Origin of the sequence: Stenotrophomonas sp. PA-6-5C, assembly GCF_021605635.1 — a bacterium.
Lineage (GTDB): Bacteria > Pseudomonadota > Gammaproteobacteria > Xanthomonadales > Xanthomonadaceae > Stenotrophomonas > Stenotrophomonas lactitubi.
This window is the reverse complement of sequence record NZ_WKEE01000021.1, coordinates 42,342-63,127: the sequence shown is the minus strand read 5'-3', so window position 1 is coordinate 63,127 and position 20,786 is coordinate 42,342. Positions and strand designations below refer to the sequence as shown.

Annotated in this window: 24 protein-coding genes; 12 read left to right on the top strand and 12 right to left on the bottom strand. The window is 66.5% G+C overall.

Features of this window, described 5'->3' with window-relative positions; genetic code table 11:
* The first annotated feature begins 64 nt into the window (after nucleotides 1-64).
* Entirely contained in the window at nucleotides 65-616 is a 552-nt protein-coding gene (locus tag GIW57_RS11215) for a hypothetical protein (protein WP_236510743.1), read from the top strand.
* 1 nt (nucleotide 617) lies between these two features.
* Here GIW57_RS11215 and GIW57_RS11210 read toward each other — a convergent pair whose 3' ends face one another.
* Complete coding sequence (locus GIW57_RS11210) at nucleotides 618-1,181, bottom strand: TetR/AcrR family transcriptional regulator (protein ID WP_100462749.1); 564 nt, start codon at nucleotides 1,179-1,181, stop codon at nucleotides 618-620.
* A gap of 48 nt (nucleotides 1,182-1,229) precedes the next feature.
* The gene (locus GIW57_RS11205; protein ID WP_100462216.1) at nucleotides 1,230-1,826 is read right to left on the bottom strand and encodes an NAD(P)H-dependent oxidoreductase; all 597 of its coding nucleotides are present in this window, start codon (nucleotides 1,824-1,826) and stop codon (nucleotides 1,230-1,232) included.
* Nucleotides 1,827-2,036: 210 nt separating this feature from the next.
* Between GIW57_RS11205 and GIW57_RS11200 the strand changes: the two genes are divergently transcribed.
* Both GIW57_RS11200 and GIW57_RS11195 read left to right on the top strand, forming a co-directional pair.
* Nucleotides 2,037-2,534, top strand: a complete 498-nt coding sequence (locus GIW57_RS11200; protein WP_236510739.1) for a DUF892 family protein — start codon at nucleotides 2,037-2,039, stop codon at nucleotides 2,532-2,534.
* 171 nt (nucleotides 2,535-2,705) lie between these two features.
* A complete protein-coding gene (locus tag GIW57_RS11195) occupies nucleotides 2,706-3,107 on the top strand; it encodes a response regulator (protein WP_100462214.1) in 402 nt (133 codons plus the stop codon).
* A gap of 11 nt (nucleotides 3,108-3,118) precedes the next feature.
* Here the strand turns inward: GIW57_RS11195 and GIW57_RS11190 are convergent, their stop codons facing one another.
* Both GIW57_RS11190 and GIW57_RS23770 read right to left on the bottom strand, forming a co-directional pair.
* Complete coding sequence (locus GIW57_RS11190; RefSeq protein WP_236510772.1) at nucleotides 3,119-3,946, bottom strand: isocitrate lyase/phosphoenolpyruvate mutase family protein; 828 nt, start codon at nucleotides 3,944-3,946, stop codon at nucleotides 3,119-3,121.
* Between the two features lie 46 nt (nucleotides 3,947-3,992).
* Complete coding sequence (locus tag GIW57_RS23770) at nucleotides 3,993-5,333, bottom strand: acetamidase/formamidase family protein (RefSeq protein WP_236510737.1); 1,341 nt, start codon at nucleotides 5,331-5,333, stop codon at nucleotides 3,993-3,995.
* 311 nt (nucleotides 5,334-5,644) lie between these two features.
* On the opposite strand from GIW57_RS23770, the gene aroQ reads away from it, so the two are divergent.
* The 4 genes from aroQ to accC are packed head-to-tail and all read left to right on the top strand — an operon-like array spanning nucleotide 5,645 to nucleotide 8,442.
* Complete coding sequence (gene aroQ, locus GIW57_RS11180) at nucleotides 5,645-6,097, top strand: type II 3-dehydroquinate dehydratase (protein WP_100462212.1); 453 nt, start codon at nucleotides 5,645-5,647, stop codon at nucleotides 6,095-6,097.
* Nucleotides 6,094-6,516 carry a lysozyme inhibitor LprI family protein gene (locus GIW57_RS11175; RefSeq protein WP_089237270.1) on the top strand — a complete coding sequence of 141 codons (423 nt, stop codon included), beginning with the start codon at nucleotides 6,094-6,096 and terminating at the stop codon, nucleotides 6,514-6,516. Before aroQ ends, GIW57_RS11175 begins: the two co-directional genes overlap by 4 nt.
* 54 nt (nucleotides 6,517-6,570) lie before the next feature.
* Nucleotides 6,571-7,062: an acetyl-CoA carboxylase biotin carboxyl carrier protein gene (gene accB / locus GIW57_RS11170; protein ID WP_100462211.1), complete on the top strand. Its 492-nt coding sequence runs from the start codon at nucleotides 6,571-6,573 to the stop codon at nucleotides 7,060-7,062.
* Between the two features lie 12 nt (nucleotides 7,063-7,074).
* Nucleotides 7,075-8,442 (top strand): acetyl-CoA carboxylase biotin carboxylase subunit, encoded by a 1,368-nt coding sequence (accC, locus tag GIW57_RS11165; RefSeq protein WP_100462210.1) that lies wholly within the window; start codon nucleotides 7,075-7,077, stop codon nucleotides 8,440-8,442.
* Nucleotides 8,443-8,579: 137 nt separating this feature from the next.
* Here the strand turns inward: accC and GIW57_RS11160 are convergent, their stop codons facing one another.
* Entirely contained in the window at nucleotides 8,580-8,954 is a 375-nt protein-coding gene (locus tag GIW57_RS11160) for a hypothetical protein (RefSeq protein ID WP_100462209.1), read from the bottom strand.
* A complete protein-coding gene (locus GIW57_RS11155) occupies nucleotides 8,951-9,916 on the bottom strand; it encodes a hypothetical protein (protein ID WP_236510735.1) in 966 nt (321 codons plus the stop codon). Before GIW57_RS11155 ends, GIW57_RS11160 begins: the two co-directional genes overlap by 4 nt.
* Nucleotides 9,917-10,066: 150 nt before the next feature.
* Between GIW57_RS11155 and prmA the strand changes: the two genes are divergently transcribed.
* From prmA to fis, 3 genes are all read left to right on the top strand, one after another.
* On the top strand, nucleotides 10,067-10,987 hold the full coding sequence (gene prmA / locus GIW57_RS11150) for a 50S ribosomal protein L11 methyltransferase (RefSeq protein ID WP_100462747.1): 921 nt from the start codon (nucleotides 10,067-10,069) through the stop codon (nucleotides 10,985-10,987).
* A 42-nt stretch (nucleotides 10,988-11,029) separates the two neighbouring features.
* The gene (locus GIW57_RS11145; RefSeq protein WP_236510733.1) at nucleotides 11,030-11,779 is read left to right on the top strand and encodes a DUF3426 domain-containing protein; all 750 of its coding nucleotides are present in this window, start codon (nucleotides 11,030-11,032) and stop codon (nucleotides 11,777-11,779) included.
* A gap of 115 nt (nucleotides 11,780-11,894) precedes the next feature.
* Nucleotides 11,895-12,170, top strand: a complete 276-nt coding sequence (fis, locus tag GIW57_RS11140) for a DNA-binding transcriptional regulator Fis (protein ID WP_006397198.1) — start codon at nucleotides 11,895-11,897, stop codon at nucleotides 12,168-12,170.
* 93 nt (nucleotides 12,171-12,263) lie between these two features.
* Here fis and GIW57_RS11135 read toward each other — a convergent pair whose 3' ends face one another.
* The 6 genes from GIW57_RS11135 to GIW57_RS11110 are packed head-to-tail and all read right to left on the bottom strand — an operon-like array spanning nucleotide 12,264 to nucleotide 18,074.
* Nucleotides 12,264-13,259 (bottom strand): phosphatidate cytidylyltransferase, encoded by a 996-nt coding sequence (locus tag GIW57_RS11135; protein WP_089237282.1) that lies wholly within the window; start codon nucleotides 13,257-13,259, stop codon nucleotides 12,264-12,266.
* Nucleotides 13,256-13,885: a lysophospholipid acyltransferase family protein gene (locus GIW57_RS11130; RefSeq protein ID WP_025878621.1), complete on the bottom strand. Its 630-nt coding sequence runs from the start codon at nucleotides 13,883-13,885 to the stop codon at nucleotides 13,256-13,258. The genes GIW57_RS11135 and GIW57_RS11130 overlap by 4 nt, the downstream gene beginning before the upstream one ends.
* Before the next feature lie 12 nt (nucleotides 13,886-13,897).
* Nucleotides 13,898-14,335: a hypothetical protein gene (locus GIW57_RS11125; protein WP_236510731.1), complete on the bottom strand. Its 438-nt coding sequence runs from the start codon at nucleotides 14,333-14,335 to the stop codon at nucleotides 13,898-13,900.
* On the bottom strand, nucleotides 14,332-15,666 hold the full coding sequence (locus tag GIW57_RS11120; protein ID WP_236510729.1) for a phosphatase PAP2/dual specificity phosphatase family protein: 1,335 nt from the start codon (nucleotides 15,664-15,666) through the stop codon (nucleotides 14,332-14,334). Before GIW57_RS11120 ends, GIW57_RS11125 begins: the two co-directional genes overlap by 4 nt.
* A complete protein-coding gene (locus GIW57_RS11115) occupies nucleotides 15,666-17,417 on the bottom strand; it encodes a bifunctional alpha/beta hydrolase/class I SAM-dependent methyltransferase (protein WP_236510727.1) in 1,752 nt (583 codons plus the stop codon). Before GIW57_RS11115 ends, GIW57_RS11120 begins: the two co-directional genes overlap by 1 nt.
* Nucleotides 17,418-17,456: 39 nt before the next feature.
* Entirely contained in the window at nucleotides 17,457-18,074 is a 618-nt protein-coding gene (locus tag GIW57_RS11110; protein WP_100462203.1) for a CDP-alcohol phosphatidyltransferase family protein, read from the bottom strand.
* Between the two features lie 204 nt (nucleotides 18,075-18,278).
* Between GIW57_RS11110 and purH the strand changes: the two genes are divergently transcribed.
* The gene (gene purH / locus GIW57_RS11105; protein WP_100462202.1) at nucleotides 18,279-19,862 is read left to right on the top strand and encodes a bifunctional phosphoribosylaminoimidazolecarboxamide formyltransferase/IMP cyclohydrolase; all 1,584 of its coding nucleotides are present in this window, start codon (nucleotides 18,279-18,281) and stop codon (nucleotides 19,860-19,862) included.
* Between the two features lie 17 nt (nucleotides 19,863-19,879).
* Nucleotides 19,880-20,758, top strand: coding sequence for a hypothetical protein (locus tag GIW57_RS11100; protein WP_100462201.1), 879 nt, complete (start codon nucleotides 19,880-19,882; stop codon nucleotides 20,756-20,758).
* Nucleotides 20,759-20,786 lie beyond the last annotated feature (28 nt).

The following is a 20,786-nucleotide window of genomic DNA, read 5'->3' as shown; positions in this document are numbered from 1 at the left end:
CAGACCGGGCAGACACCACAGGCGATGCGCTCTATAGTCCAGCGCCCGAAGGAGTACCCCATTGATGGATCGACGTCTCTTGTGCTGGATGCTTGCGCTGTTCTGCACGTTCGCCGCTGCACTCACCCATGCCGGCGAACTCACTCCTGCCGAGACCGACGCGCTGCAAAAGGATGTGCAATCGCTGCTGTCCACGTTCGCCAGCGGCGATACCGATGCCATGATTGCGCGCACGCATCCCAGCGTGAAGCGGTTTGCCGGCGGCGATGCGGCCTATGCGAAGGCCGCACGCGATGCGATGAAGACACTCGACGACATCGGCGTGAAGGTCATCAGCGATGATGTCGGTGAACCGACCCGCACCTATGCTGCCGGCGACGAGGAAGTCTGCTTCGTGCCACGGACCACGGTGTTCACCGTCGACGCGCAGACGGTGAGAAGCCACGCCTTCATGGTCGCCATCCGGCCGGTGGGCGGTACGCAGTGGCGCTACATCGATGGTGCCGCGATGCAGGCGATGCCCGAGCTGCTGCGACAGCTGTTGCCGGATCTGCAGCCTGACGTGCAACTGCCCCCGGTCAGCGTCGAGCAACTCCAGGTCGCTCCGCGCACATGATTCAGGTGCTGCGCTTGACGATGGCGACGATCACGCGCTCCAGCTCGGCCTCGGCGGCCGCATGTTCCACCGCCCCGGCCGCCACCGCTTCAGACAGGGTTTCGGCGGCACCGAGGATGGCCCAGAGGCCGGTGGCCGGTACGACCTCTCCCGCTGCGAACGGGCCCAGCCACTGCGCGCACTTGTCGATGAAATCCTGCTGATAGCAACGGCGCACCGCACGCAGCTCCGGTGCCCCCGCCAGCGCAGCAAGGATGTCCTGGATCTCGCTGCCCTGCGACAGCACGCAATCGATATAGCCGGAGGCGATGGCATGCGCGCGATCCTTCAGCCGCGCCTTCGCGCTGCCGATGCGCTCATCGAAGACCACGGTCTGCCTCTGGTCGTAGTCGGCATACAGCGCGGCCAGCAAACCGTTGCGGGTTTCGAAGTGGTCGTAGGCCAGCGGTTTGGCAACACCTGCCGCCTCCGCCAAACGCCCCAGCGTCAGCGCATCGGTGCCTTCTTCGCCGACCAGCGCCCACGCCACGTCCAGCAGCTGGCGGGCACGCTGTTCGCGGGTCAGGCGGCGACGGGGCTCGGGCACGGCAGGGCTGGAAGACAAGGGTGATCGTCAGGGCGCAGGGGCTCCGATCTTACGTCCGATGTCCACCGCCGTCTGCAGATGCGTTTCGGCCATCCCGCTGTCGGCATCCAGCAGCAGCGTGGATGACAGCACCGGCGCTCCGCAGTAATCGAAGATGCCCTGGTCGATCTGGGTCTTCATCGCCTCGCCATAGCCACGCCGGTCGATCATCTGCTGGCCGGCGCCGCCCAGACCCACCAGATGCACCTGCAGCCGCTGCAGCTTCTTTTCCACCTTGCCATCGGCACCTTCGTCGTAGGCCCAGCCCTGGGTGAACACGCGATCGATCCAGCCCTTCAGCAGCGCCGGGAACGACCACCAGTAGAGCGGGTAGACCAGCACGAGCGTGTCGGCCGCATCCAGCCGCGCGTGCTCGGCGGCCACATCGGCCGGCAGCGCTGTGGTTCTACGGAAGAAGGCGTGGTCCTGCGCGTTGAAGCGAGGATCGAATCCTTCAGCCATCAGATCCACGCTGGTGACCGTGTTGCCGGCATTGGCGTTGACGATGGCCTCGCCGATACGTGCCGCTACGGCGTGGGTAAGCGAGGATGGTTCGGGGTGGGCGACAACGATATGGGTGTGCATGAGGGGGGCTCTTGATCTCGTTAGTTTCCAATAGTAACTATCGGACATGCGGGCAACAGCATCACCGATAGGACGCTGTCGCGCGGCTCATGTGAGGCCCCTGCATGCGTGGGAGCCCCTGTCCTCCATGCAGCGTTCACCCTGCCTGCTCCGGACTGCAACGGACGCCCACGTAAGGTCACCGCTCTCCCCCAGCAAAGGTGTCGACGCATGGCCATCAAGACCGCAGAAGACCTGTTCATCCACGAACTGTCCGATATCTACAGCGCCGAAAAGCAGCTCACCAAGGCGCTGCCACGCCTGGCACGCGCTGCCGAAAACCCTGAGCTCAACGCCGCCTTCGAGACGCACCTGGAAGAAACCCAGGGCCAGATCGAACGCATCGACCGGGTTGCCGAGCTGCTGGGCATCCGCCTCAAGCGCATCAAGTGCGCGGCAATGGAAGGCCTGGTAGAGGAAGGAAAGGAAGTGATCGATACCATCGACGAAGGGCCGGTGCGCGACGCCGCCTTGATCGGTGGTGCACAGAAGGTCGAGCACTACGAGATCGCTTCCTACGGCACCATCGCCGCCCTGGCCAAGCAGCTGGGCTACAAGGAGGCACTGCCGCTGCTGCTGGAAACGCTGGAAGAAGAAAAGGCCACTGACGAGAAACTGACCCTGCTGGCCAAGAGTGGTGGCAACGCGCGGGCTGCACAGGCCGCCTGATTCCCTGGCAGACGCATGGCCGATGCCGCCAGGGAGGGCGGCCACGGCCAACAGCAGATCACGCAGATCACAGTTGCGCCTTCGCGCCGAAAGCACACCAGGCAGCCATGGCCTTGATGCCGGAAAGCAGAAACTCTACGCACCACCGCAGCATTCGCACGACAACACACCATGCAAAGCAGCAATGAACGACCCACGCCGCTACCGCGCCTGCTCCTCGTGGAAGACCAGCTCGATCTGGCTGATCTGATGGAACAGGCCCTGACCGACGAAGGCAATGAGATCGCCCACGCCAACAGTGTCTTCGAGGCATTGGGCATGCTCGACAGTGGCCACTTCGATGGCGCTGTGCTGGACGTGGAACTTCGTGACGGCGTGGTGTTTCCCGTTGCCGATCGGCTGCTCGAGCTCGGCATCCCCTACCTTTTCGCTTCGGCGGTATACGACCAGCTGGTGCCGGTCAGGCATCGTCGTGCGCCGTTCCTGGCCAAGCCGTTCCATGTGCAGGGACTGCAGCGCGCGGTACGCGAAGCGCTCGGCAGGATGCCGCCCTCGCCGGCACCGCCCCACTAGCCCGCACGCGCTTACGGCTTGAACAGCCCGTTGAGCTCGGCACCTGACGGGGTGCCCGGCAGTGCGTCGAATGATCCGCTGCCGAGCATCTGCTCCGATGCCCTGAGGAAGCCTGCCCACGCACTGCGGGCCAGCGCACCGCCGACACTGACCCGGCGCACGCCGAGGCCCGCCGCCTGCTGCAGCGTCATCTGCCCGGGCGAACCGATCAGCAGGTTGACCGGTTTGCCAGCGGCCGCACTCACCACGGCGCGGATCTGCTCTGCGCTGCGGATGCCAGGCGCATACAGGCAATCCGCACCCGCCTGCGCATAGGCGCGGATGCGGGCCAATGTATCGTCCAGATCGGGGCGCCCGACAAAGAAGTTTTCCGCGCGCCCCACCAGCATCACGTCATGCCCGCTGTCATCGATGGCACGACGCGCAGCCTGGAGCCGGGCTACGCTGTCTTCGATGCTGCGCAGTGGATGCTCCGCATCGCCGGTGGAATCCTCGATCGACAGGCCGGCCACGCCGGTGTCGATCGCCATCGACACACTCTCGTGCACCGCCTCCGGGCTGCTGCCGAAACCATCTTCGAAGTCGGCGTTCACCGGCAGATCGGTCGCCGTCACCATCATCCTCAGATGGGCGAGGATCTCATTGCGACCCATCGCCCCGTCAGGCTGCCCGTGGGCCCAGGCATGGCCGGAGCTGGTGGTGGCCAGTGCCTGCGCACCCAGCCGCGCCAGCGCGACGGCACTGCCAACATCCCATGGGTTGGGCAGCAGGAAGCAACCGGATGCATGAAGTGCCCTGAAGGCAGCCCGGCGGTTCTGGATCGCGTCGACACTCATCACGGACTCCTGGTTCATACGCCTTCCCACGCTGCCAACAGGGCAACGGTCACTTGGCAGCGGGCTTCACGGCGCCGCCGCCCGGTGCCGCTGTCGTCTGCACCTTCAGCCCCTGCAACACCGCCTTGTCCAACTTCGCCGCCACGCCAACACTGCGCCCGGCAAGGTTGGCCACCTGGTACTGCACCGCTACACCCAGCACCTGGGTCGCCTCGGACAACGTCAACCCATAGGCCTGGCGCAGCCACTGCAGCATGCCCGAGGTCGCAATGCGCAGCGCATCATCACTGGAACCGCCCTGGCCCAGGGTCATGATCTGCGTTGCCGATTCCACCCGCGGCATTGCGATCGCATGCTGCTTCAGCAGCTCGACCTTCACCTCCACATCGAGCGACGTCTCCAGCGCCCACTGCGTGGTTTCGCCATCGCCCTGCAACGCATGCCCGTCACCCAGGTACATCAGCGCGCCGGGCTGCTGCACGGGCAGGTAGACCGTATTGCCTTCGACCACGGCGTTGAAATCCATGTTGCCGCCGAAATCGGCGGTATCGCCGGTGGAGAAGGGTGGATAGCCGAAGCCGGGCGCCAGCGCCAGGCCGCCGAGCATCGGCTTCACCGGCACTTCGAAATGCCGCAGGCCACCACTTGCGCCCTGCGGACGGGCGACGCCCCTGCTGCGGTCCAGTTGCCAGCGCACGGGCTTGCCCAGCCCGCTGGCTTCGGCAGCCACCCGCGGCGTCTTCAAGCGTCCCACCAGGCCATCCAGGCTGTCGGCATGGTCGCGGTTGAGCTTCAGCGAGGTCAGCGTGATCGCCAGCGTATCGCCCGGTTCGGCACCGACCACGAAGAACGGCCCCACCTGCGGATTGCCGAACAGCGCACGGGTAACGCCGTTCTCGTCCACGCCGCCAGAATCCAGCGTGCGGGTCTGCACCGAGTCTCCCGGCCAGATCACCAGCACCGGCGCGCGGTCGGCGCTGAACGTATTGGAATAGTCGGTCGGCGTGAACACATGGCGTTGCGGTGCGGTCGAGGCCCGCGCCGGTACTTTCCAGGCACTGAAGGCGTGGACGGCACGCGCGTCGCGGTTGTTGGTGTCCGGCTGATCGCTCTGTCCCTGCATCCGCGCACCGTCAATGCGCCCATCGAACTGGTAGCGCTGGCCCTGGCTGTCCGTTGCGGTGAACACCATCTGTCCGGCGCTCAGCGTGCCGGTGACCGGGTCGGCATCCAGCCGACCGGCGATACGCCCGCCCTGCACGTCCAGATGCAGGGTCTGGTAGTTCCTGTTGCCCCACAGGTCGGTGGCAACGATCCATTGTTCGGCAGCCAGCGCATTCAAAGGCAGCATTGCCAGCAGAAGTGCGGACAAGCGTGGGGAGATAGGCACGGCGCGAGCATCCTGAACGCCGACATGGCGGGTAGGCGCAGTGTAGGAACGCCATGGCGACCTCCGCAGTGTCGAACGTAATGCGGCCCGGCGATGGCGGCTCGGCATGGGGGATGGTCGGCACGCGCAATTTCCACTATCTAATCTATAGAAAGTCTTCCTATAGAAAGTCTTCCCGCGCCCGTCCACCACGCAACCACGCGGACGAAGGCATTTTTCAAACAATTGTTTTAAACGCCACTAATTTCGCCGAACTGGACAGCATCCTCAGCTTCCGCCAGACTGCCGCCCTTTCCCGTCAATCGGATCCCATGGCGAAGCTGCTGGTCCTGCATGGCCCCAACCTCAACCTGCTCGGCACCCGCGAGCCGGAGGTCTACGGCCACACCACGCTGGCGGACATCGACCAGGCGCTGGTCGCCCAGGCCGCTGCCGCAGGTCATGCGCTGGAGAGCCTGCAGTCCAACGCCGAGCACGTGCTGGTGGATCGTGTGCAGGCCGCGCGCAACGACGGAACCGCCTTCATCCTGATCAACCCGGCCGCCTTCACGCATACCTCGGTTGCCCTGCGCGATGCGCTGGCGGCGGTGGCCGTGCCGTTCATCGAGATCCACCTGTCCAACCCGCATACCCGCGAGCCCTTCCGCCAGCACAGCTATTTCAGCGACAAGGCCGTTGGCGTGGTGTGTGGCTTCGGCGCCGACAGCTACCGCTATGCGATGGACGCGGCATTGGCACGCGTGCAGGCTGCCGCCGCGTCATGAGCCTGTCGCGCGTCCTCGCCAGCGTTGTGCTGTGGGCCGGCCTGTGCGGCGCTGCCGCCGCGTCCGACCGTGAGGCCGAAGGCATCGACTGTGCGCATCCGACCACCACGATGGAGAGCGACCTGTGCGCCTCGGACGTGGCAGCGGCCGCCGACGTCGAACTCAATGCCGTCTACGCCCAGGCACGCAGGCAGCTGCGCACGCCGGCCAACGGCGGCAGCTGCAGCTACTGCGGCAACGCCGAACAGGAACTGGTGCTGGCCCAGCGCGCATGGATGCAGCTGCGCGACCACGACTGCCAGGCGGTGTACGCCCTCAATTCCGACGGCACTGCGCGCAACGGCGCGCAGATGCGCTGCCTGATCACCCTCGCGCGCGACCGCACCCGGCAGCTGCGCGACTTCTACGAACTGCTTTGACCCGAGCGCAACGCGCTTCCCACCACACTGACATCAAAGAGCAAAGAGGCCACCATGGATCTCCGCAAAATCAAGAAGCTGATCGACCTGCTGGAAGAGTCGAACCTGGCTGAAATCGAAATCAAGGAAGGCGAAGAGTCGGTGCGCCTGTCGCGCGCTCCGGTGTCCGGCTACGGCATGATGCAGGCCCAGCCGCAGATGATGATGGCCGCCCCGGCCGTCGCCCAGCCGGCCACCCCGGCAATGCCGATGCAGTCGCCGACCGAAGCCTCCACCGGCGGCACCGCCAAGCCGGGCAACGCACTGCCGGAAGGCCACGTGCTGCGCTCGCCGATGGTCGGCACCTTCTACGCCTCGTCCGCTCCGGACAAGCCGGCGTTCGTCAGCGTGGGCCAGCAGGTCAAGGCCGGCGAGACCCTGGCCATCATCGAAGCGATGAAGATGTTCAACCCGATCGAAGCCGATGCGTCGGGCACCATCGTCGCCATCCTCGGCGAGAACGGCCAGCCGGTGGAATTCGACCAGCCGCTGTTCGTGATCGGCTAAGGGGCGGCTGCCATGCTCGACAAAGTCGTCATCGCCAACCGAGGGGAAATCGCGCTGCGCATCCTGCGCGCGTGCAATACCTTGGGCATCCGCACGGTGGCCGTGCACTCCACGGTCGACCGCAACCTCAAGCACGTGGCCATGGCCGATGAATCGGTCTGCATCGGTCCGGCGCCGTCGGCGGAAAGCTACCTCAACATCCCGGCATTGATCGCTGCGGCCGAGGTCACCGACGCCCAGGCCATCCACCCGGGGTATGGCTTCCTGTCCGAGAACGCCAACTTCGCCGAGCGCGTGGAAGAGTCCGGCTTCATCTTCATCGGCCCGAAGGCAGACACCATCCGCCTGATGGGCGACAAGGTCGAAGCGATCCGCGCCATGAAGTCCGCCGGCGTGCCGTGCGTACCCGGCTCGGGCGGCCCGCTGGGCGACGACATCGTCGCCAACACCAAGATCGCCCGCGAGATCGGCTATCCGGTCATCATCAAGGCGGCCGGTGGCGGCGGTGGCCGTGGCATGCGCGTGGTGCACGCCGAAGCCTCGCTGAAGACCTCCATCGAGACCACCAAGAGCGAGGCCAAGGCCGCGTTCGGCAATGGCGAGGTCTACATGGAAAAGTTCCTGGAGAATCCGCGCCACGTGGAGATCCAGGTGCTGGCCGACGGCCAGGGCAATGCCATCCACCTCGGCGAGCGCGACTGCTCGATGCAGCGTCGTCACCAGAAGGTGGTCGAGGAAGCGCCGGCACCGGGCATCACCACCGAGCAGCGCGAGCAGATCGGCAAGGTGTGCGTGGAAGCCTGCATCCGTATCGGTTACCGCGGCGCCGGCACCTTCGAGTTCCTGTACGAAGACGGCCGCTTCTACTTCATCGAAATGAACACCCGCATCCAGGTGGAGCATCCGGTCACCGAGATGGTCACCGGCATCGACCTGGTCGCCGAACAGCTGAAGATCGCTGCCGGCCAGAAGCTGTCGATCAAGCAGAGCGACGTGGTGCTGACCGGTCATGCGATCGAATGCCGCATCAACGCCGAAGACGCCGAGACCTTCGTGCCGAGCCCGGGCACCATCACCGGCTTCCACGCACCGGGCGGTCCCGGCGTGCGCGTCGATACCCACATCTACAGTGGCTACCGCGTGCCGTCGAACTACGACTCGATGATCGGCAAGCTGATCGTGCACGGTCCGGACCGCGAGACCGCCATCGCCCGCATGCGGGTGGCGCTGAGCGAGATGGTGGTCGATGGCATCAAGACCAACATCGCCCTGCAGCAGCGCATCATGCGCGACAAGGGCTTCCAGGCCGGTGGCCAGAACATCCACTATCTGGAAAAGCGCCTTGCCGAGCGCAAGAGCAAGCCGATCGCGTTGACCTGATCGGCAGCTGCTGTCGCTGCACACGAAAAGGGCGGGGATTTCCCCGCCCTTTTCTGTTTACCGTCTGGTAGCGCCGGGCCATGCCCTGCGATAAGGCAACCCAGCGCACTGCCGCCGGGCATGGCCCGGCGTTACCTTCAACGCTTGTCGGCCACTTCCGCGGGAATCTGCGAGTTCGCCAACGGACGCACGCCGTTCGGCGAGGTCGGATCGACGATCACCATGGTCTCGCTGGAGCCATCCGGCCACACCACCTGGAAGGTGCTGCCGGCCGGCAACGACGAGAACGGCACGCCGCTCTGCGCGCGGTAAACGGCGGCAACCTGGCTGGCACCTGCACGGCGCACGTCTTCCTGTGTCTTCACCGAGGTCAGCTCCACTTTCGACAGACGCCGGTAGCGGTCCTCGTAGGTGTCGATCATCAGCAGGCCTACCGCACCGGCCGAATACGCCACGAACAACACCACCCAGAACCAGAACTTGGCCCCATGCAGGAATCGACGGTAGTTCATCGTCCGTCCCTCGTTCCAATCAATCGCTTGATCCATTCCTTCATTTTCCCCGCACCTTGCCGCGAAACCGCGGCGTCATACACAAAATCACGGAAGTCCTGCGTTCCATCCGGCGAACAGATCCCTCCATTCGCACAAAAACTGTTGACCAGCACACTGTCGGCTCCACAGGGAAGACCGAGTTCGCAGGCCGCAACCCGCCATGCCAGTTCACTGAGCTGTTCTCCGGCGACCATGCCGACGAGCGCCTTGTCGCCGGCCGCGCGCAGGCCCATGCCCGGCGCGATGGCCATATAGGCTTCCGGATCGCGCGAGGTACGCACGCGCTCGACCAGATCACGACGGTACTGCTCGTTGTCGTGCAGCGGCTCACCTTCGGCAAACAGCGCCGCTTCGGCAGCGAGGTTGCCCTGCTGGGCCGCACGACGACGCTCGCCGAGCACCAGCGCCGGCCCCAGCTTGTCGCCGGGTACGAAGCCGCCGCAGCGCTGCACCACCCGCTCGCGCGCCTCCACCATCTCCGGTGCAGCACTCAGGCCAAGGCCGGACAGCACGTTGTTGTCCAGGCGGTAGCCACCCGGATCAACGGCGTACTGCGCGCAGTAGTCATAGACCCGGCTGAGCATCCAGCGCGCCTCATGGTTGCCCTGGTCAGCCTGCACGCGCAGGCGCTGCGCGTAGGCGTACAGATCGGTGGCACCTTCGATGTCGGCGCGGATATCCAGCGGCAGGCCCGAAGGCAGCGCGGTACCACGTTCAAAAGCCGCGAGGCGGCGTGCCAGGGCTTCCGGCATCACCGGTGCCAGCGTCCCCTGCGCATCGCCGGCCTGGACAGCCAGCGGCACATCGACGCGCGCGTCCATGTCCCGGCTGTGGCCATTGGCCCGATAACCGGCCACGCCCAGCACGGCCACGGCCGGCAGGACGAGCAACCAGGTTTTCAGGGTCGGGGCGAAAGCCATCGGCAACGGTCGGTGGTACGGCGCACAGGAAAGCGCCGAGTTTAGCAAGGCCCGTGAGGCCTGTCTGAATCGGCTTCGTTCATCTCAGACGATACGGAGACGCCCTGATGGTCTAGCATGGCCCCCTTTCCCGCGATTGCCCTCACCGCCATGCCGTTCCTGGAACTGACCCTGCGTTGCACCGAAGCCACCCAGCCCCGCTATGAGAATGCGCTGGAGGACATCGGCGCGCTGGCGGTGACCCTGCTGGATGCCGAAGCCGATACCAGCAACGAGCAGGCCATCCTGGAGCCCGGCGTGGGCGAGACCCCGCTGTGGGACACCCTGGTGCTCAGCGCGCTGTTCCCGGCCGACAGCAACGCCCTGCTGCTGCTGGCCGCGCTGGAAGCCTTCGACCCGGAGCTGGACTGGAGCAACGGCAGCTTCCGCGCCGTGGAAGACGAAGACTGGGAGCGCGCGTGGCTGGACCAGTTCCAGCCGATGGACTTCGGCAGCCGCACCTGGATCGTGCCGTGGAACCATGAGCTGCCGGAGGCCGCGCAGGCCGCCGATGCCGCCATCGTGCGCCTCGACCCGGGCCTGGCCTTCGGCTCGGGCACCCACCCGACCACCGCGCTGTGCCTGCGCTGGCTGGACCAGTTGGCCGTCGATGGCCAGCTGCAGGGTCAGCGCGTGCTCGACTTCGGCTGTGGCTCGGGCATTCTCGCCCTGGCCGCGTTGAAGCTCGGTGCCGCCCAGGCCATCGGCGTGGACAACGACCCGCAGGCACTGATCGCCACCGCCGACAATGCCGAACGCAACGGCGAACAGGCCCGCATGCAGGTGTACCTGCCGCAGGACGAACCGGTCGCCACCTATCCGATCGTGGTCGCCAACATCCTGGCCTCCGCGCTGGATGCACTGGCCGAACTGCTGGCCACCCGTGTCGCCACCGGTGGTCGTATCGCCCTGTCGGGCATCCTGCATGGCCAGGAAGGCGAACTGCTGCAGCGCTATGCGGCGTGGTTCGACGACCTGCAGGCCACCCAGGATGGCGACTGGATGCGTATCACCGGCGTACGCCGCGCCTGATCGTGGTTGAATGACCGCTGGATCCGAGCCCGCGCCCTGAGCATGTCCGAGCCGAACCCACCGCGCCGTCCCCTGGCGACGTTCCTGCGCACCGCGCAGGAACGCGATGCCACGCCTGAAGCCACCGGACCGCGCGACCCGGTGGCGACCGATGCAGCGCCGGTGATCGACGACATCGACCCGGCAACGGACATCGTGGCGGCAACAGAAGCAGAATCGCTGGTTGCCGATGATCCGATCATCGAACCGGCCTTCACTGCCACACCCGGCATCGTTGCCACCGCCGCCGATGCGCCCAGCTTCCTCGGCGTGCGCCCGCGGGCGCAGCCAACCCCTCGCTGGCATTGGCTGCTGGTGGCCGCATTGGCGCTGCTGCTGTTGCTGCAGAGCGTGCTTGCCGATCGTGCACGGCTGGCCGCCGATGCCGCCACCCGGCCGTGGATCGGCGCGCTGTGCAACGTGCTGCGCTGCGAACTGCCGGCCTGGCGCGAGCCCACTGCATTCACCATGACCAGCCGTGAAATCCGCCCGCTGCCGGCCCAGGCGGGCGTCCTGCAGATCCAGGCCAGCATCCGCAACGACGCGCGCTGGCCGCAGGCATGGCCGGATCTGCGCCTGTCGCTGTCCGATGCCGATGGTCGTGTGATCGGCACCGGCGTGTTCACACCGGCGCAGTACCTCGGTGAAAACCCCGGGGCGGCCCCGCTTGAACCGGGTCAAAGCGCACGCATCGCCTTCCGCGTGCAGGAGCCTGCCGCATCCACGGTCGCATTCACCTTCGAGTTCCTTTGACCTTGGTCGGACCGTCCGGCCGTGGCAGGTCGGGCACGCTCGCGCTAGACTGACCGCCATCACCTCATCCGGTCCGGCGCCCCGCGTGCATGGACCAACCAGATCGGGAACCCCCTTGAACGCTGTCCTTTCTCGTCCTGACAACAGTCGTGGCGCTGCCCGGCCACCGCTGCGCGAACACGTGGCCCAGTCCGTGCGCCGTTACCTGCGCGACCTCGATGGATGCGATGCGGACGATGTCTACGAGATCGTGCTGCGCGAGATGGAGATTCCACTGTTCGTGGAAGTGCTCAACCACTGCGAAGGCAACCAGAGCCGCGCGGCAGCGATGCTGGGCATCCACCGCGCCACCCTGCGCAAGAAGCTGAAGGAATACGGCATCAGCGCGTAAGCGCAGCACGCCGGGCATGGCCCGGCGCTACCGGTTCCGGGTCCGCCTGGTTCCAGTAGATCCACGCCATGCGTGGATGGCCCTCCGGCGGAATCAGCCGCCGCCGCCCGCCTTCCAGTAGTAACGCACCACATGGAAGAACACCGGCGCGGCGAAGCACACTGAATCCAGCCGATCGAGCATGCCGCCATGGCCCTCGATCATGTTGCCCCAGTCCTTGATGCCGCGGTCGCGCTTGATCGCCGACATCACCAGGCCGCCCCAGAATCCCATCAGGTTGATCAGCAGCGACAGGCCGAACGCCTGCAGCGGCGTGAACGGGGTGATCCACCAGAGCGCGGCACCCAGCGCGCTGGCACAGAGCACGCCACCCACGAAGCCTTCCACCGTCTTCGACGGCGACAGCTTCGGCGCGATCAGGTGCTTGCCCAGCAGCTTGCCCCAGATGTACTGCAGCACGTCCGACGACTGCACCACGATCACCAGGAAGGCGAACAGCAGCACGTTGCGCGCCGGATCGTAGCCTGGCACGCGCAGGTTCAGCAGCAGCGGCACGTGCGAGATGCAGAACACGCAGATCATCAAGCCCCACTGCACCTTCGACGTGCGCTCCAGGTAGTGGGTGGTATCGCCACCGATGGTGGCCAGGATCGGCAGGAACAGGAACGCATATACCGGAATCAACAGCGTGTACATGCCGTACCAGTCGATCCACACCAGGTAGTACTGCCAAGGCAGCACGATGTAGAAGGCAGCCAGCAACGCGTAGTAGTCGCCTGATCGTGTCGGCGCCAGGGTGATGAACTCACGCAGTGCGAACAGCGAGATGATCGCGAACAGTACGATCACGCCGGCGCGTCCGAAGAACAACGCCAGCCCGACCACGATGGCCATCACCCACCACGCGCGGATACGCGAGACCAGGTTGGCGATCACCGCGCTGGGCTTGCCGCGCTGGCGCCAGCGCAGCGTCTCGGCCACCAGCGTGGCCAGCACCAGCACCGCACCCACCCCGGCGAACAGCAGCCCAGTCTGCTGGCCTACGCTGCGCGCGGCCAGATCACCGGACACATCGATCATGAAGCTCATGCGCGGCCTCCGTTCGGGGCCAGAGCCAACAGCGCCTGGCGGCTGCGCGCCAGGAACGCGGCCTTGTCCTCATCGGCCTGCAAGCGCAGCGGCGTACCGAACGTCGCCGTGCACAGCAGCGGCAGCGGCAGGAAACGCCCCTTCGGCATCACCCGCTTGAGGTTGTCGATCCACACCGGCACGAATTCGAGTTCCGGGCGCTGCCGCGCCAGGTGGTAGATGCCGCTCTTGAACGGCAGCAGCGGCTCATCGCCGATGTTGCGCGTGCCTTCCGGAAACAGGATCAACGAACAGCCCTCATCCACCGCGTCACGCAGCACCTGCAGCGGATCCTGATGGCGGTTGCCCGCCTCGCGTTCCACCAGCACGCCATTGAACACCGCGTCGATCAGATAGCGACGCAGACCATCGCGCTGCCAATACTCGGCGGCGGCGACCGGCCGCACCTGGCGCCGCAGTGCCGGCGGCATCGACGACCAGATCAGCACGAAATCACCATGACTGGCGTGGTTGCCGTAGTAGACGCGGTGCTCGCTGGACGGCGCACAGCCGACCCACAGCGCGCGTGCGCCGGTCACTACATGGATGGCCGCACTGCAGGCGCGGGCGATCAGTTCAGCGAACATCGGCACCTCCGGTCACGTCTGCGGCCACAGCACGGCCAGCAGCAGGACAGCGAACTGCAGGAGGGTGGCGGCGTACTGGCGCATCAGCAGGCGACGCATGCCGGTCCAGCGCGTATCCCAGCCACGCGTCGGCGCCTGTGCGTCCCGCCTGCGCAGGCCGGCCGTGTGCAGTGCCTGGTCCACCCGTTGTGCCGCGTCTTCGCCCTGCAGGCCTTCCTGCTGCAACAAGCCCAGCAGGCTGGCATCCAACTGCACCCGCACCGCGTAGTACGCCTGCACGACGCCTGCAACCAGGCTCAACAGCAGCAGGCCAGCGGCGAACATCGCCAGCCCCGGTTCGATGCCCAGCAGCAACAGCGCCACCAGCAGCAGGCCCAGCGACAACGCGGCAGGCAGGCGTCCCTGCCGCAGCAGCAGATGCATCATCGGCAGATCGGGCACAGCGCTCATGCAACGGTCTCCTGCGCGGCAGCGGCCGCGATCGCCTGTAGATGAACGTCATGCAGCACGATGCCCGGCCGCGCAGCGCGCACGATCGCCACCGCTTCAGCCACATCGCGCGCATGGCCGGTGCGCAGCAACCAGGTCGCCACACTGGCCGCGCTGCGCGAATAGCCCAGTGCACAGCACACCAGCACCGGGCCATGGTCGCGCAGGCGTTCGATGGCGTCCGCCGCCGCACGCAGCTGCGCCGCCGATGGCACCACCAGGTCCAGCATCGGCACGCTGGCATACGCTGCCCCTGGCGCGCGACAGGAAAGCTCGGCACAGGTGTCGACCACCCCCACCAGCGGCACCGGCAGTGCAGCACCCGGCAGTCGCCCCAGCCAGACGGTGCCGATGACCGGCACGGGCTGTGGCGCGCGGCGCGTCCACAACCGCGAGTTGATCCACGCGGCAGCGAGGTACGGTGCCAGCAGCCAGCGCGCAGCCATCGTCAACCGGCCATCGGCGCGCTTCTGGAACACCGCCGTGCCCAGCCCGGCATAGGCCAACGACACCAGCAGCAACGACACCATCGGCCACAGCAGCCACAACGCAGCGCCGCGCAGCATCACCACCGGCACCAGCAACAGAGCGGCACCCAGCGCATACAACGCCGCCAGCCGCCAGCGTTTCGGGTCACCCGTGGCCTGCCAGGCGCGCAACGGCGGCGTGCCCTGCTCCGGCCACAGCCACACGCACAACCAGCCGGCCAGCAGCCCGGTGGGAATGTCGATGAAGTGATGCTGGAACGTGGTCAGCACCGAAATGCCGATCAGCAGCGCCCATACATGCAGCAGCAGCCGCCAGGCACCGTGCAGGTACTGCGCGAACTTCACCCACAGCACGATCAGCAGCACGATGTGCAGCGACGGCGCCTGGTTGAAGGGCTTGTCGAAGCCCAGCAACACGTCGAACAACCAGCCGAACACACCGCCGATTTCCGGCCGCTCGAAGCTGAAGCGCAGTGGCCACAGCAGGAAGCAGGCCACCGCGATCACCTGCGCACTGAGCAGGCGCAGCGCGTGCCGGTCCAGCTCCAGCCGGCGCCGGCACAGGAAGAACGAGATCGCATAGAACAGGTCGATCGACCAGTACGGCACGATCGTCCATGGCACGAACGGAATCCGCGTCTCCCAGGCGAACGCCAGCACCGGCAGTTCGGCGTGGCGGCCCGCCATCCAGTTGGCAAAGCCATAACTGGCAAAGAAGAACGGCCCCAGCAGGGCCAGCCACAGCAGGGCGCGCCGCCACGGACGCGTCTCGCTCGGTGATGCGGTTGCCACCAGCGTCGCCATCACGCGATCCGGCGTGCCAGCGATACGGTGAAGATGCCGAAATCATCGATACGCTGGGCCACCTTCTGGAAGCCGGCCAGGCGCACCAGTTCGTCCATCTCGTGCTGGGTACGGCGACGCATCACCCATGCCGCGCCACCACGGTGGCTGGTCAACGCACGCGCGATGAACTCCAGCTGCGGATGCCACGGCTGCCCGGTATAGGCCAGGTAACCGCCCACCGGGACGGTCGCGGCGATGCCCTGCAGCGAACGCAGCACCGCATCGTTGTCCGGAAACAGTTCGTACAGGCCGGATACCACCGCCAGCGTCGGCGCCGGGTCCACCGATGCCAGCTGTGCCGGATCGAACGCATCGCCCTGTTCGAAGCGGGCGATGTCGGCCGCGCCGAGGCGCTCGATCAGGGCCTTGCCCTGGGTCACGTTCAGATCGCTGAAATCACGCAGCACAATGCGGTCGGCCCGTTGTTCACCCTGGCCGAGTGCTTCCAGCACGTAACGGCCATGGCCGGCAGCCACGTCCAGCACGCGCACCGGCGCGCCCTGCCCGCGCAGTCGCTGGGCGGCATCGCGCAGCAGTTCCTGCAGATGCTTGCCGCGCACGCGGATGCCGCGCCAACCGATCGCATCCAGATAGTTGCGGTCGACCATCCGGCCCAGCGGGCCCTTGCCCCGCGCTTCATCACGGTAGATGTAGTCCAGCGTGCTGCCCGAGTCGAAACCGGTCTGCAGGCCCAGCGCGATGCCTTCGGACAGCGTGCCACCGAAGCGCAGGCCACCGCGCACCACGCGCCAGCGCAGGTCGGCCAGGCTGTTGCGCTCCGGCGGCCACGACAGGATCTCCGATTCTTCGAAGGTCGGGCCATGCCGATGCGCATCGCGCCGCGACAGCTCCTGCAGCGGTTCGGCAAAGCGTGCCTGGATGAAGCTGCGCACGCGAGCCAGTGCCGGTGCACGGTCGCGCTCGCCCAGGGTGTCGTGGAAGAAGCCCGGCAGGTGCACGCGCTCCTTGATCGGGCTGGACAGACGTTCGTAGAAACGGTCCTGCGGGCCGCGATGCACCACGAAGTCCGAACCGGACACCAGCAACTGCACCGGCACGCTGATCGCCTGCGCGTCGGCCACGATGCGGTCGGCCGCTTCGTACAGGCCCAGCAGTACGCGCACCGAGATCGGCCGGGTGATCAGCGGATCGGTGCGGTAGCTTTCCACCCGCGCCGGGTCGTGGGTCAGCCACTGCGGCTTGACGTAGCTGTTGACGAAGAAGTTGCCGCGCAGCTTCTGCATCAGCGCCAGCCCTGCGCGTGCGAACGGCACGTACAGCTTCACCTTGAACGCAGGCGAGGCCATCACCAGTGCGCGCAGGCGCGGCGCGTAATCGTGCACCCAGGTGGCGGCAACCACTGCACCCACGCTCTGCGCGATGACCACGATGTCCTCGATCGCGATGCCGTGCTCGGCACCGATATGGGCGATGAAACTGTCCAGGTCGCGTACCAGCGCCGGGAAGCCCGGTGCGTCGCCGCGCGCGCCGGGCGAGCGGCCATTGCCGCGCGCGTCCCACGCAAAGAAGGCCGTGTCGGGCAGGCCCAGTTCGTCGACCAGATGGGCTACACGGCCGGAGTGTTCATGGCCGCGATGCAGCAGCACGATGGCCTTGGCCGGCGTGGTTGCCGTGGTGCTCGGCCAGTACCGGTAAAACAGCGGTACCTGGTCGAAGCTGTGGAATTCCCGTTCCTGCGCCTGACGCATGCAATCTCCGTATTGGAATGGCGTGTAGCCGTGTTGTGTTTACTGCGGCGAAACCGCCGATTCCTTCAATCCCCGGCGTACGCGGTTGACCATCGTCACCCCGCACAGCACCGCCATCGCAGCGGCCACGCCGCTGACCGTCATCGCACCGCCCCAGCCGAACGCCAGCAGCAGGCCCAGCACACCGATCACGAATGCGCGGTCGCTCTTGCCCATCGGGCCGTCATAGCGGCGACTGGCGCCGACCATCAAGCCCAGCACGCCAGCGTATTCGCTCAGCGCGGCGGCCCAGGCCAGCAGCCACAGTGCCTCCGGGCGCACGCCCGGCACGCTGAGCAGGCTCAGGTACAGCGCCGCGTCGGCGATCACATCGCACAACTCGTTCAGATAAGCGCCCAGCCGCGATTGCTGGCCGAACTCGCGGGCCAGCATGCCGTCGACCGCGTTGAGGGCCATGCGCAGCAGCATCCACAGCGGCAGCGCCAGATACAGTAGCGGCTGCGCGGGGGCGCAGTACCACACTGCGGCAGCCACCAGCAGCGAGACCACAGCGGCAGCCACGGTCACCACGTTGGCGGTGACGCCGATGCGGTACAGGCCGTGTACGGCCGGACGCAGCAGGTCCTGGAAACGTCCTTTCAATGCATAGATCGACACGATCTGAACCCGCTAATCCTTGGCAGTGCGGGCACAGCCTACCCTATCGACAACCGGTTCCGACAAGGGCTGCCGTGTCCAACCTGGTGGGGCGGGCATGGCATCAATCCCTGCCGGGCGTCGAATTTGCCGCCTGCGAGCCCCGCCACCGGCCCCCACCGCCTACAATATCGGCCCCGCTCCGCTGCCGATTGCCCTGTCCCCATGACCGCTGATCTGTTGCCCGTCCGCCGGGCCCTCCTTTCCGTTTCCGACAAGACCGGCCTGGTCGAACTGGCCACCGCGCTGGCTGCACGCGGCGTTGAGCTGCTGTCCACCGGCGGTACCGCCAAGGCGATCCGCGATGCGGGCCTGGCCGTGAAGGACGTGGCCGAGGTCACTGGCTTCCCGGAAATGATGGATGGCCGGGTCAAGACCCTGCATCCGATGGTGCACGGCGGCCTGCTGGGCCGTTCCGGCCTGGATGACGCCGTGATGGCCGAGCACGGCATCGGCGCCATCGATCTGCTGGTGCTGAACCTGTATCCGTTCGAAGCGGTCACCGCCAAGGCCGACTGCACCCTGGCCGATGCGGTGGAGAACATCGACATCGGCGGTCCGGCGATGCTGCGCTCGGCGGCCAAGAACTTCGCCCGCGTGGCGGTGGCTACCGACCCGTCGCAGTACGCCGAACTGCTGGCCTCGCTCGACGCCAACGATGGCCAGCTGTCGGCCGGCACCCGTTTCGCTTTCTCGGTAGCCGCGTTCAACCGCGTCGCCCAGTACGACGCGGCGATCAGCAACTACCTGTCTGCCGTCACCGCCACCGACGCTGCCGTGCCGGCGCGTGCCGAGTACCCGGCGCAGATGAATTCCACCTTCGTGAAGGTGATGGACCTGCGCTACGGCGAGAACCCGCACCAGAGTGGCGCGTTCTACCGCGACCTGCATCCGGTGCCGGGCACGCTGGCCACCTTCCAGCAGCTGCAGGGCAAGGAACTGAGCTACAACAACCTGGCCGATGCCGATGCGGCATGGGAATGCGTGCGCCAGTTCGATGCGCCGGCCTGTGTCATCGTCAAGCATGCCAACCCGTGCGGCGTGGCCGTTGGTGCCGGCAATGGCGATGCCTACGAACTGGCCTATGCCACCGACCCGACCAGCGCTTTCGGCGGCATCATCGCCTTCAACAAGCCGCTCGACGCTGCGACTGCGCAGGTGATCCTCGACCGCCAGTTCGTGGAAGTACTGATCGCCCCGGATTACGAACCGGCCGCGCTGGAATACGCGCAGAAGAAGGCCAACGTGCGCGTGCTGCGCATCCCGCACGGCGATGGCCTCAACAACTTCGACAACAAGCGTGTGGGCTCCGGCCTGCTGCTGCAGTCGTCGGACAACCGCGGCATGACCCGCGACGAACTGAAGGTGGTCAGCACGCTGGCGCCGACCGACAAGCAGTTCACCGACCTGCTGTTCGCCTGGAAGGTCGCCAAGTTCGTGAAGTCCAACGCGATCGTCTATGCCAAGGACAACCGCACCATCGGTGTGGGTGCCGGCCAGATGAGCCGTGTGTATTCCGCGCGCATCGCCGGCATCAAGGCGGCCGATGCGAACCTGGTGGTCGAGGGTTCGGTGATGGCCTCCGATGCGTTCTTCCCGTTCCGCGATGGCATCGACGCTGCAGCCGCGGCCGGCATCAAGGCGGTGATCCAGCCGGGCGGATCGATGCGCGACGCGGAAGTCATCGCCGCCGCCGACGAGCACGGCCTGGCCATGGTGTTCACCGGCGTTCGCCACTTCCGCCACTGATTATCGGAGCGACACGGATGTCTGCAGTCTCCTTGAAACCGCTCGCCGTGCTCGCCTTCATTGGCACCACCCTGCTGGCCGGCTGCAAGCCGGCCGCCGAACCCGCATCGGCCCCGCAGGCAGATGCGGCAAAGGCCGCCCCCAGCGCACCGGCCACCCATGTCAGCCGCACCGCGCAGCTGCAGTCATTCCTGACCGGGCGCTACGGCAAGGACGCCAAGCTGTCGGGGGAGTGGCGCGGCACCTGGACCCAGGAAGGCGAAACCCGTCCCGTGGACTGGCAGGTCTGCGCGGAGCAGCCGGTGGTGACCGGCGACAGCTGGCAGCAGCTGCTGGCAGTGTGCGGTGCGCTGGCCGATGGCGCGCACATCGACCCGGGAACCATCGACTTCTTCGTGCTGCATCCCAAGGGCGAAGGCTTCGAAGTCGTGAGCGAACTGACCGGCGCGCGCTTCGGCAGTGGCGGTCAGCCCGGCAGCGCCAGCATCATCCGCGCTGGCAGCGATTTCTACGGCTTCCGCGTCGAAGATGGCTGGTTCGGCCAGGGCTTCTCGCTGCTCTCGCAGTCACTGATCCTGCCGGGGCCAAAGGGACTGGTCGCCACCGGCAACGTGCGCAGCCACATCGACAACGACGCCCAGTACGAATGCGAGAACGTCGACGCGGCCGCCGACCCCGACACTGCCGAGGACTGCCGCACCCGTCGCTTCAGCATCGACTTCGCGCTGCGCTTCGATGACAGCGATCGCAACGCGCGCGTCTGGCCGCTGCTGATCGAGGAAACCGGCAGCACCTGCGGTGGCAAGCAGGTACGGCAGGAACATCGCTTCACCCTGGACCCGAAGTCCTGGACCTACTCCTTCCCCGAGTCGCTGCAACGCGAAGGCTGCGAGTGAACCACGCGCGCCGCCGGGGATATCGACC

What these genes read in the sequence shown, in the direction of transcription:
- GIW57_RS11160 (WP_100462209.1), bottom strand. Translation starts at nt 8,954, where the DNA reads ATGAACTACCGTCGATTCCTGCATGGGGCCAAGTTCTGGTTCTGGGTG.
- GIW57_RS11215 (WP_236510743.1), top strand. Translation starts at nt 65, where the DNA reads ATGGATCGACGTCTCTTGTGCTGGATGCTTGCGCTGTTCTGCACGTTC.
- GIW57_RS11175 (WP_089237270.1), top strand. Translation starts at nt 6,094, where the DNA reads ATGAGCCTGTCGCGCGTCCTCGCCAGCGTTGTGCTGTGGGCCGGCCTG.
- GIW57_RS11130 (WP_025878621.1), bottom strand. Translation starts at nt 13,885, where the DNA reads ATGTTCGCTGAACTGATCGCCCGCGCCTGCAGTGCGGCCATCCATGTA.
- aroQ (WP_100462212.1), top strand. Translation starts at nt 5,645, where the DNA reads ATGGCGAAGCTGCTGGTCCTGCATGGCCCCAACCTCAACCTGCTCGGC.
- GIW57_RS11125 (WP_236510731.1), bottom strand. Translation starts at nt 14,335, where the DNA reads ATGAGCGCTGTGCCCGATCTGCCGATGATGCATCTGCTGCTGCGGCAG.
- GIW57_RS11145 (WP_236510733.1), top strand. Translation starts at nt 11,030, where the DNA reads ATGTCCGAGCCGAACCCACCGCGCCGTCCCCTGGCGACGTTCCTGCGC.
- accC (WP_100462210.1), top strand. Translation starts at nt 7,075, where the DNA reads ATGCTCGACAAAGTCGTCATCGCCAACCGAGGGGAAATCGCGCTGCGC.
- GIW57_RS11205 (WP_100462216.1), bottom strand. Translation starts at nt 1,826, where the DNA reads ATGCACACCCATATCGTTGTCGCCCACCCCGAACCATCCTCGCTTACC.
- purH (WP_100462202.1), top strand. Translation starts at nt 18,279, where the DNA reads ATGACCGCTGATCTGTTGCCCGTCCGCCGGGCCCTCCTTTCCGTTTCC.
- prmA (WP_100462747.1), top strand. Translation starts at nt 10,067, where the DNA reads ATGCCGTTCCTGGAACTGACCCTGCGTTGCACCGAAGCCACCCAGCCC.
- GIW57_RS11200 (WP_236510739.1), top strand. Translation starts at nt 2,037, where the DNA reads ATGGCCATCAAGACCGCAGAAGACCTGTTCATCCACGAACTGTCCGAT.
- GIW57_RS11120 (WP_236510729.1), bottom strand. Translation starts at nt 15,666, where the DNA reads ATGGCGACGCTGGTGGCAACCGCATCACCGAGCGAGACGCGTCCGTGG.
- GIW57_RS11135 (WP_089237282.1), bottom strand. Translation starts at nt 13,259, where the DNA reads ATGAGCTTCATGATCGATGTGTCCGGTGATCTGGCCGCGCGCAGCGTA.
- GIW57_RS11155 (WP_236510735.1), bottom strand. Translation starts at nt 9,916, where the DNA reads ATGGCTTTCGCCCCGACCCTGAAAACCTGGTTGCTCGTCCTGCCGGCC.
- accB (WP_100462211.1), top strand. Translation starts at nt 6,571, where the DNA reads ATGGATCTCCGCAAAATCAAGAAGCTGATCGACCTGCTGGAAGAGTCG.
- GIW57_RS11100 (WP_100462201.1), top strand. Translation starts at nt 19,880, where the DNA reads ATGTCTGCAGTCTCCTTGAAACCGCTCGCCGTGCTCGCCTTCATTGGC.
- GIW57_RS11115 (WP_236510727.1), bottom strand. Translation starts at nt 17,417, where the DNA reads ATGCGTCAGGCGCAGGAACGGGAATTCCACAGCTTCGACCAGGTACCG.
- GIW57_RS11195 (WP_100462214.1), top strand. Translation starts at nt 2,706, where the DNA reads ATGCAAAGCAGCAATGAACGACCCACGCCGCTACCGCGCCTGCTCCTC.